Below are 9,946 nucleotides of genomic sequence, written 5' to 3'. Positions count from 1 at the left end.
GGCGCCGTAGGCATAAACGGTCGCGTTAAGTATTTGCCGCTTGCTTGGGCTTGGATGCCCAAAACAAGCTTCCGCAAAAATAGCGACTCCCCGGTTATATGACAAGGGATTGACTTGTCACAAACGTCCGAACGTAGTTGAATTGGACTCAGGGAAATCGAATAGCGGTGCTGAAACGCATCGGAGCAATATTGGGTGCTGACAGAGAGTCGGTATCTGAATGAACGAGGTAAGGTCATGAACGACGAAACTGGAAAGGGTGACGAGGGTAAGTTGCTCTATTGCTCATTCTGCGGCAAGAGTCAGCACGAGGTGCGTAAGCTGATTGCTGGACCCTCTGTCTACGTTTGTGATGAGTGTGTGGAACTCTGTAACGATATCATTCGTGAGGAGATGCAGGAGAAGGCCGAGGGTGAAGAGAATCATCTGCCCAAGCCACACGAAATCAAACAGATTCTTGATGAGTATGTAATCGGTCAGGAGCGTGCCAAGAAGGTGCTCTCTGTGGCTGTTTACAATCACTACAAGCGCCTTGAAGCCAGCACCTCGAGCAAGGATGAGGTGGAGCTCTCTAAGAGTAATATTCTCCTGATCGGTCCAACCGGTTGCGGTAAGACGCTGCTGGCTGAAACGCTGGCGCGTCTGTTGAATGTTCCTTTCACCATGGCCGATGCCACCACCCTAACCGAGGCCGGTTATGTGGGTGAGGATGTTGAGAACATCATCCAGAAGCTGTTGCAGAAGTGCGACTACGATGTCGACAAGGCGCAGACCGGTATTGTCTATATCGATGAGATCGATAAGATCTCGCGTAAGTCAGATAATCCATCGATTACCCGTGATGTGTCGGGTGAGGGTGTGCAGCAGGCGCTGCTCAAACTGATCGAGGGCACCGTTGCCTCTGTACCGCCGCAGGGTGGTCGCAAACATCCGCAGCAGGAGTTTCTGCAGGTCGATACCAAGAATATCCTGTTCATTGTTGGTGGAGCCTTTGCCGGTCTCGATAAGGTGATTACCAGCCGCTCTGAGAAGGGGGGCATCGGCTTCTCTGCCGAAGTGAAGAGCAAGGAGGATGGTCGTGCATTGGGTGAGGTGCTCTACGACGTCGAGCCCGAGGATCTGATTCGCTACGGCCTGATTCCTGAGTTTGTCGGTCGTCTGCCTGTTGTGGCGACACTGGAAGAGCTCGATGAAGATGCCCTGATCAAGATTCTCAGTCAGCCGAAGAATGCCTTGACCAAACAGTATTCCAAGCTGTTCCAAATGGAGGATGTCGATCTGGAGTTCCGTGAGGATGCGCTGCGTGCGGTAGCCCGCAAGGCGATGGAGCGTAAGACCGGCGCACGCGGTCTTCGTACCATTCTCGAGACGACGCTGCTCGATACCATGTACGATCTTCCATCAATGGACAACGTTACCAAGGTTGTTGTTGATGAGGCGGCTATCACGGGCGATTCCAAGCCCTATCTAATCTTCGAGGGTGCTGAATCGACCGCTTCTGTCGGCGAGTAAGTCCCTGTCTATTCTCCTCGAACTGGGCGGCACGCCCTCCAGTTCGGAGGGGATCGTGTTATCTCCAAGCCCGCATTTCTGATGGGCTTGAATCATTGCCCCCAAAGACCCATATTGAATACAAAGGCTGCATTGTTGTGTGGTTCAGTTTCGAGTGGTGGCGCTCTTCTGTCGCCAGCTCACTAGCGAATTAAGAGGATCTCGTGATGGAGAATAAAGATAAGGTGTCAGAAGTGGTTGATGGTCAACGACTTACGATGCCGGTGTTGCCGCTGCGCGATGTGGTGGTCTATCCGCATATGGTTATTCCGCTCTTTGTTGGTCGCGAGAAGTCTATACAGGCACTAGAGCTGGCGATGGCGAGCGACAAGCAAATCCTGTTGGTGGCGCAGACCAGTGCCGAGATTGACGACCCAACCCTCGACGATATCTATCGCATCGGTACCCTCTCAACAATCCTGCAGCTACTCAAGCTTCCCGATGGCACCGTCAAGGTGCTGGTCGAGGGTGGTGAGCGTGCCCGTGTGGTTGAGTACATCGAAGAGGATAATCATATCGCGGCGCAGGTCGAAAGACTCGAAGCGGAGGCGATGGGTGATGTGCGTGAGGCCGACGTGCTGATGCGCTCACTGCTGACCCAGTTCGAGCAGTACGCTAAGCTGAATAAGAAGATACCTCCCGAGGTGTTGACCTCGCTCAATGGTATCGATGAGCCGGGGCGTATGGTCGATACCATTGTTGCCCATATGTCGCTGAAGATCGATGAGAAGCAGAACATCCTCGGTATCGAGAATATCCAGGAGCGTATCGAGCATATGATGGCGCTGATCGAAGGCGAACTCGATGTGCTGCAGATCGAGAAGCGCATTCGTGGTCGCGTTAAGCAACAGATGGAGAAGAGTCAGCGCGAGTACTATCTCAATGAGCAGATGAAGGCGATCCAGAAGGAGTTGGGCGAGATGGAGGATGCGCCCAATGAGATCGAAGAGCTGACGCAGAAGATTGAGAAAGCGGGCATGAGCAAGGAGGCGAAGGATAAGGCGACCTCAGAGCTCAACAAGCTGAAGATGATGTCACCGATGTCGGCCGAGGCGACCGTGGTGCGCAACTACATCGACTGGATGGTCAGTGTGCCATGGAAAAAACGTAACAAAATCCGCAACGATCTCGCGGCGGCTGAAGATGTGCTTGAGGCTGATCACTACGGTCTGGAGAAGGTCAAGGAGCGTATCCTTGAGTATCTCGCCGTGCAGCAGCGAGTGAAGAAGCTGAAGGGACCGATTCTCTGTCTGGTTGGTCCGCCCGGTGTTGGTAAGACCTCTCTGGGGCGCTCGATTGCCCGTGCTACGAGTAGAAAATTTGTTCGTATGTCGCTCGGTGGCGTGCGAGATGAGGCAGAGATTCGTGGCCACCGTCGCACCTATATCGGTTCCATGCCGGGCAAGATCCTGCAGAACCTTTCCAAGGTTGGTACCCGTAACCCGCTCTATCTGCTTGATGAGATCGATAAGATGGCGATGGATTTCCGTGGCGACCCCTCATCAGCGCTACTCGAGGTGCTCGATCCCGAGCAGAACAACACCTTTAACGATCACTACATGGAGGTCGATTTCGATCTCTCCGATGTAATGTTTGTTGCGACCTCAAACTCGATGAATATTCCTGGGCCGTTGCTTGATCGTATGGAGGTGATTCGTATTCCCGGTTATACCGAGGATGAGAAGCTCAATATTGCCTCTCGCTACCTGGTGCCTAAACAGATTGAGGCCAATGGCCTGAAATCGACCGAGATCGGCATCTCCGATCTGAGTCTGCGTGACATCATTCGCTACTACACCCGTGAGGCGGGCGTGCGTAGCCTGGAGCGTGAGATCTCCAAGATCTGCCGTAAGGTGGTCAAGGAGGTGCTACTGAAGCCGCGTAAGAGCAAGCTGAACGTTACTCCGAAGAGTCTCGATAAATATCTCGGGGTGCGTCGTTTCCGTTATGGACGTGCAGAGGAGGCCGATCAGGTTGGGCAGGTCACCGGTCTGGCGTGGACTGAGGTGGGTGGTGAACTGCTCACCATTGAGGCGACCACGATGGATGGTAAGGGCAAGTTGATTCACACCGGTTCGCTCGGTGATGTGATGCAGGAATCGATTCAGGCGGCGATGACCGTGATTCGCAGCCGTGCCGATATGCTTGGTATCGATAGCGACTTTTATCAGAAGCAAGACATCCATATACACATGCCAGAGGGCGCAACTCCTAAAGATGGACCGAGTGCGGGCGTTGGAATGTGCACTGCCTTTGCATCAATTTTGACCGGCATTCCGGTCTGTGCTGATGTGGCAATGACCGGTGAGATCACTCTGCGTGGTGAGGTATTACCAATCGGTGGTCTCAAGGAGAAGTTGCTGGCAGCTCACCGTGGCGGCATCGGTATTGTCTTGATCCCAGAAGAGAACCGTAAGGATCTGGTTGATATTCCAAAGAATGTTCTCGACGATTTAGACATTCGTCCGGTTAAGTGGATTGATGAGGTATTGGAAATTGCGCTGCAGCATATGCCGCAACCGCGCGAGGATGCGGAGGGTGGTGTGTCGCGTAAACAGGCCAGTGAGAAGAAGCGTACACGCAGAGTTCGTGCGCACTAACTCTGGGCAGCAGTAGTTAAGGCGTTTGTCAACGATTGACAGGCTGCGAAAGCACTTGGTATAAAACACCGGTCAATTTTTCACGGGTGGCAAAGGAGAGGCCACCCGTCTCTGTTTTTGTATTCTTTGATTATTAGAATTTAAGCCAAAGGGGAACATCCATAATGAATAAATCCGAACTCGTTGAAGCTGTTGCTGCGTCTGCAGACCTTCCAAAAGCAACAGCTGCTAAAGCAGTAGATGCAGTACTTGACACCATCACCAATACTCTGAAAAATGGCGACCAGGTTAGCGTAGTAGGTTTCGGCACCTTCGAAGTTCGTGAGCGTGCAGCCCGTACTGGTCGTAATCCACAGACCGGTGCAGCCATCGAAATCAAGGCAAGTAAGGCGCCTGCATTTAAGGCTGGTAAAGCTCTAAAGGATGCCGTAAACTAGCGCGCTCTTTCGGGGTGCTTAGCTCAGCTGGGAGAGCATCGCCCTTACAAGGCGAGGGTCGGGGGTTCGATCCCCTCAGCACCCACCAAGTTAATGCGGAGTGGTAGTTCAGTTGGTTAGAATACCGGCCTGTCACGCCGGGGGTCGCGGGTTCGAGTCCCGTCCACTCCGCCACTAACAAGTCAAAAGGCGTCCAATAGGGCGCCTTTTTTCTTTTCTAATTTCTTACTTCACTTCATACGCCTCTACCGGGATAATGGGCCGTTACGTCAGGGGCTGGCCCCTAACTTGAGCAGAATAAATCTAACTTACCGGTAGCTACTAACCATGTTAATGACCATCAGAGACCGTGCCACAGGCTGGATCGCCTGGGTAATCGTTATCCTTATCTCCGTTCCATTTGCACTGTGGGGTGTTAATGAGTACTTCAGTACTGACCCGCAGGTCTATGTGGCCCAGATCGCCGAAGAGAAAATTTCACAGCGCCAGCTGATGAATGTCTATCAACAGCGTATGGATCGCCTGCGTAGTCAGTTGGGTAGCAACTATCGTCCCGGTATGTTCAATGAAAAGCAGCTCAAGCGTCTGGTGCTTGAGGAGATGATCGAGCAGACGCTACTGTTGCAGGCCATACAGCAACAGGGATTCGCAATCAGCGACAAACATCTGGCACAACAGATTCATGCTACCCAGAGTTTTCTGGATGAAGGGAAGTTTTCACAGGCGCGTTATGAGCGTCTGCTGAGCAGTGCTGGATTCACTGCTGTCAGCTACGAGATGGAGGAGCGTGGTCAGATGGTGATGAGTCAGCTCTCCAACGGTATTGTTGCGAGCGCACTCCCCTCGGTTGAGGAGGTTGAGGCATTGGTGAAGCTGCGTGACCAGCTGCGTAAGGTTGCCTATCTGCAGCTCTCTGCAGCAGCCTTTTCTGATGAGATCTCAATCAGTGACGCGCAGGTTGCCGAGCGCTACGAAGCGTCGAAGAGTCTCTATATGCAGCCTGAAAAGGCTAACCTCAGCTACATAGAGCTGCGTGTGCAGGATCTCGAGTCACTGATCGATGTTGATGAAGAGACCCTTGAGCTCACCTATCAGGAGCAGCAGGTACAGTTCCTCAGTGAAGAGCAGCGTCGTGCCAGTCATATTCTGATTATGGTCAATGATGAGGCTGCTGATGATGCAGCACGCACCAAGATCGAGTCGCTTCAAGCGCGTATCCGTGCAGGCGAGTCGTTCGAGTCGGTTGCCAAGGAGGCGTCAGATGATGTTGCCTCGGCTGCGAGTGGTGGTGATCTGGGGCTGTTTGGCAGGAATGTGATGGATCAGGCATTTGAAGAGGTCGCTTTCTCCCTCACCAAGGGCGAGGTGAGTGAGCCGGTCCGTTCAAGTTTTGGATACCACCTGATCAAGCTGGCCGAAATTCATGCACCGGAGCAGAAGTCTTTTGCTGAGGTTCGCGAACAGCTGCTCGAGACGGTTAAACGTGAGCGTGCCGAGAAGCTCTTCTACGAGCGTGCCGAGGAGCTGGCCAATCTCGCCTATGAAAATCCTGAAAGTCTTGATCCAGCCGCAGAGACGCTGGGCCTTACGGTGAAAAATAGTGGTTGGATGACCCGTGCGGGTGGTGGTTCGCTGCCTGAAGATCCCAAGGTTACCGATGCGGCCTTCAGTAAAGAGGTGCTCAATGAGCGCATCAATAGCGGTGTGTTAGAGGTTACTGCAGATCATATGGTGGTGCTGCGCCTCTATGAGCATAAGGAGCCCGAGCAGAAGCCTCTCGATGAAGTGCGTGGCGAGATTAAGAGCACCTTGCTAGCGGAAGCAACCAAGGCGCGTGCCGAAGAGAGCGCCGCTGAGATGTTGAAACAGGTTGCTGCAGGTGAGGCATTACAGAATATTGCCGGGCAGAAGGGCGCCAGCTTGAATGAATCGCTCTGGATCAAACGTGATGACAAGGCGCTACCGCAGAGCGTGGTTAAGGGCGCCTTTGTCCTGCCGCATCCTGACGAGGGTAGCTCCACACAGAGTGTCGTCTCGCTGCCGAAGGGTGATTCAGCCTTGGTAGTGGTAAGTGGTGTCAAACCCGGCAAGCTTGCTGGTATTGATACTGCAGCCCGTCAGGCGCTGCAGAGTCAGCAATTGAAGCGTCGTGGTGATCAGAGTCTGACAGCGATGGTTGAGCTAATGCGCAAGGCGACTGAGATTCGTATTTTTGAAGAGAATCTGGAGTAGCGCTTAGCCAGACACGGTTTTTAGTTCCACAGGGAGAGAAAAATGAAAATAAAGCTCCACTGGCAGATACTGATCGCACTGATCCTTGCCGTAATTGCCGGTCTTGTGACCGGCACCGATGGTACGCTGTTCGGTATCCACTTCTATTCGGTCTATGCATTTCTCGGTACCGCATTTCTCAATGCACTGAAAATGCTGATCGTGCCGTTGATCATCTCCTCAATCATTACTGGTATCGCCGGTATTGGCGGTGGCGGTAATCTCGGTCGACTCGGCCTCAAAACGCTCACCTACTATATGGTGACCAGTCTGGCTGCGATCATGATCGGTCTGATGATGGTCAACATGATCGAGCCGGGTATCGTCGATGGTACCCCTGCGGGTGAGATAATGAGTCTCGATCAGGGGGCTGCTTCCGGTGTAGCCGAGAAGGTCTCGGGCAAGAGCGGAAGTGATGTGATTGAGATCTTCCTGCGCATGATCCCGCCTAATATTGTCTCTGCTGCTGCCAATGGTCAGATGCTGGGTCTGATTTTCTTCAGCCTGCTGTTCGGTTATTTCATGACTCGCATCGAAGAGCCCTATGCAGAGGCGCAGTACAACTTCTGGCAAGGATTGTTCGAGGTGATGATGCGCATCACCGAATGGGTGATGAAATTCGCACCGATCGGTGTCTTCGCGCTGGTCGCCAAGGTGGTGGCAACCAGCGGTCTCGACGCCTTCCGTCCGCTGGCGGTCTTTTTCTTTACCGTGCTGGCGGCGCTGGCGTTCCACTTCCTGATCACCATGCCACTGCTGCTCAAGTTTGTTGCCGGGGTGAATCCGATGCGTCACTACCGCGCCATGGCGCCGGCGCTACTGACCGCCTTCTCCACCAGCTCCTCCTCGGCGACGCTGCCGCTGACCATGGATTGTGTGGAGAAGAATGCCGGTGTCTCCAACCGCACCACCAGCTTTGTACTGCCACTCGGTGCTACGGTTAACATGGATGGTACTGCGCTCTACGAGTGTGTGGCGGCGATGTTCATCGCACAGGCCTATGGCATCACGCTCGACTTTGCGACCCAGTTCACTATTGTCACCATTGCACTGCTTACTTCTATTGGTGTCGCGGGCATACCTGCAGCATCACTGGTGGCAATCACCATCATCCTTGCTGCGATCGGCCTGCCGGCAGAGGCGATCGGTCTGATCCTGGCGGTCGATCGAGTACTCGATATGTGTCGTACTAGTGTCAACGTCTTCAGCGACTCTTGCGGTGCGGTATTGATCGGTCGTATGGAGGGAGAGAAGAATATCCTGCTTGAGGAGGGAGAGAAGCAGACATAGCTGATCTACTTGAATGCCATGCAATAAAAAAGGCGGCCCAACTGGGCCGCCTTTTTTATATCTCAAGGTGGTGAGAGGGGTCGGCCCAAGAGGTACAACCCCGGTACCTGATAGCAGTGGCGGGTAAATTGACAGGCGTGTTGTTGCCCGGTAAATTCCAAACCCACAATTTAAGGGAACAGCGCCACACGCGCTTTAATCGGACAGGGTCGTCATGCAGTTCGCCACAACACAAGCAAGCACTAAATACCCCGTCTGCCGCCGCAGGCACTACCGTCCTAACCCCGCTATCTAGTTATAACGCCCATCCGGTCGTCCACTGGATGGGCGTTATTTCGTTTGAATATTGCTCATGGAGCTAAGAATGAAAAATAACCATGCCCTGCCGCTCACGGTGTTGATGCTCTCATCGCTCACCCTGCTGACCGGTTACTCCTGCAAGAACGACGGTTCAAGTGGTGGTGCATCGAGTGCAGCCACCACCCAGCCGCTAAACGATACCGGCATTACCGACTGCGCCACCGACCGTAACGGCAACCTTGCCTGTAACGATACCTTTTACGGCACCACCGTCTTCCCGGGGCAGGATGCAGAGCACGGACGCGATGCCACACTCGATGACGACAGCGACGGCCACGCCGGATTCGCCTTCACCAAGCTAGGTGCTGACGGCTCGGTACTGGCAATCCAGAGCGGAGCGTGGGATGACAACGGTAGCGAAGCGGCGGGCACCAAGTGGTCCTGCATCGAGGATGTCGTCACCGGCCTGGTCTGGGAGGTGAAGACCAACAACACTGTACCCGATCTGCACCATGGGGGTTGGACCTACAGCTGGTACAGCAGCGATGGCGCCACCAACGGCGGCAATGCAGGTACTGCCGATGGCGGCGATAACTGTTTCGATGGCGCCCGCTGTGATACCGAAAAGTATGTCGCCGATGTCAACACCGCCGCGCTCTGCGGCTACAGCGACTGGCGCCTGCCCAACCGCGAGGTGTTGCGCTCCATCGTCGACTACAGCATCGCCTCACCCGGTCCGACCATCGATAGCGGCTGGTTCCCCAATACGGTCAATGATTGGACCTGGGCCTCCTCTACGCATGCCGCCGCTGCCTCCCTCGCGGTGGACGTCAATTTCTACGATGGGAGCGGCAATAGAAGCAGTAAGTCCAGTAACAACTATGTACGGTTGATGCGTGATGCTCGGTAGGCACGAATCCTTATAGGGCGGCAGTCTCTAATGGAGTCCCTTCCGGCATTCTGCCTCACGAGACACTCGCACATCCATGTGCATCGGACAGTGATTGGTTTTTTTGGAGAAGAGCATGAAGCAATTAATTACAATATTTTTGGTCCTGGTACTCATACCGATGGCTGGCCAGGCGACCTGCCCGCCCAACCTCACGCTGACCACCCCCGACAGTCGCTTTACCGATAACGGCGATGGCACAGTGAGCGATGAGCTGACCGGCCTGATGTGGAAACAGTGCAGTGAGGGGCTCTCGACCACCACCACGGCGTGCGATACTGGTGGCAGTGCCACCTACGGCTGGCAGAGTGCGCTGGGTCAGGCGTGGACGGTCAACGGCGTCGGTTTTGCGGGGAATAACGACTGGCGGCTGCCCAACCTGAAGGAGCTGGCCTCTATCGTTGAGCAGGGGTGTCACGAGCCAAGCATCAACGAGACGCTCTTTCCAGTCGCTGACCGCCATGGATAGCGAAGCGAAGGCGGTTAGTCCGCGATAGTCGACGCCGTCTGCCTATTCGTAGTTGAGAGCGTGAGCGAACGACGGAGAA

General features: G+C 54.2%; 7 protein-coding genes and 2 tRNA genes. All 9 read left to right on the top strand.

The window, feature by feature from the left end; translation table 11 throughout:
- The first annotated feature begins 237 nt into the window (after nucleotides 1–237).
- The 9 genes from clpX to BOW52_RS15190 all read left to right on the top strand — a co-directional run bounded on the left by clpX (nucleotide 238) and on the right by BOW52_RS15190 (nucleotide 9,867).
- Nucleotides 238–1,512, top strand: a complete 1,275-nt coding sequence (clpX, locus tag BOW52_RS15230; RefSeq protein ID WP_078484938.1) for an ATP-dependent Clp protease ATP-binding subunit ClpX — start codon at nucleotides 238–240, stop codon at nucleotides 1,510–1,512.
- A gap of 206 nt (nucleotides 1,513–1,718) precedes the next feature.
- Nucleotides 1,719–4,151: an endopeptidase La gene (gene lon / locus BOW52_RS15225; protein WP_078484936.1), complete on the top strand. Its 2,433-nt coding sequence runs from the start codon at nucleotides 1,719–1,721 to the stop codon at nucleotides 4,149–4,151.
- 164 nt (nucleotides 4,152–4,315) lie between these two features.
- Nucleotides 4,316–4,588, top strand: coding sequence for an HU family DNA-binding protein (locus tag BOW52_RS15220; RefSeq protein ID WP_078484935.1), 273 nt, complete (start codon nucleotides 4,316–4,318; stop codon nucleotides 4,586–4,588).
- A 12-nt stretch (nucleotides 4,589–4,600) separates the two neighbouring features.
- Nucleotides 4,601–4,676, top strand: a tRNA-Val gene (locus tag BOW52_RS15215).
- 9 nt (nucleotides 4,677–4,685) lie between these two features.
- A tRNA-Asp gene (locus BOW52_RS15210) sits at nucleotides 4,686–4,762 on the top strand.
- Between the two features lie 159 nt (nucleotides 4,763–4,921).
- On the top strand, nucleotides 4,922–6,820 hold the full coding sequence (locus BOW52_RS15205) for a SurA N-terminal domain-containing protein (RefSeq protein WP_172840382.1): 1,899 nt from the start codon (nucleotides 4,922–4,924) through the stop codon (nucleotides 6,818–6,820).
- A gap of 42 nt (nucleotides 6,821–6,862) precedes the next feature.
- Nucleotides 6,863–8,149: a dicarboxylate/amino acid:cation symporter gene (locus tag BOW52_RS15200; RefSeq protein WP_172840381.1), complete on the top strand. Its 1,287-nt coding sequence runs from the start codon at nucleotides 6,863–6,865 to the stop codon at nucleotides 8,147–8,149.
- Between the two features lie 364 nt (nucleotides 8,150–8,513).
- A complete protein-coding gene (locus BOW52_RS15195) occupies nucleotides 8,514–9,359 on the top strand; it encodes an Lcl C-terminal domain-containing protein (RefSeq protein WP_172840380.1) in 846 nt (281 codons plus the stop codon).
- A gap of 115 nt (nucleotides 9,360–9,474) precedes the next feature.
- Entirely contained in the window at nucleotides 9,475–9,867 is a 393-nt protein-coding gene (locus BOW52_RS15190) for an Lcl C-terminal domain-containing protein (RefSeq protein WP_078484932.1), read from the top strand.
- Nucleotides 9,868–9,946: the final 79 nt, after the last annotated feature.

The sequence above is a fragment of the Solemya pervernicosa gill symbiont genome (assembly GCF_002020875.1).
Taxonomy (GTDB): Bacteria; Pseudomonadota; Gammaproteobacteria.
This window is presented reverse-complemented; position numbering and strand designations above follow the sequence as displayed.

Excerpts from the sequence above, each read along its gene's own strand:
- clpX (WP_078484938.1), top strand. The coding sequence starts at position 238 with ATGAACGACGAAACTGGAAAGGGTGACGAGGGTAAGTTGCTCTATTGC.
- lon (WP_078484936.1), top strand. The coding sequence starts at position 1,719 with ATGGAGAATAAAGATAAGGTGTCAGAAGTGGTTGATGGTCAACGACTT.
- BOW52_RS15220 (WP_078484935.1), top strand. The coding sequence starts at position 4,316 with ATGAATAAATCCGAACTCGTTGAAGCTGTTGCTGCGTCTGCAGACCTT.
- BOW52_RS15205 (WP_172840382.1), top strand. The coding sequence starts at position 4,922 with ATGACCATCAGAGACCGTGCCACAGGCTGGATCGCCTGGGTAATCGTT.
- BOW52_RS15200 (WP_172840381.1), top strand. The coding sequence starts at position 6,863 with ATGAAAATAAAGCTCCACTGGCAGATACTGATCGCACTGATCCTTGCC.
- BOW52_RS15195 (WP_172840380.1), top strand. The coding sequence starts at position 8,514 with ATGAAAAATAACCATGCCCTGCCGCTCACGGTGTTGATGCTCTCATCG.
- BOW52_RS15190 (WP_078484932.1), top strand. The coding sequence starts at position 9,475 with ATGAAGCAATTAATTACAATATTTTTGGTCCTGGTACTCATACCGATG.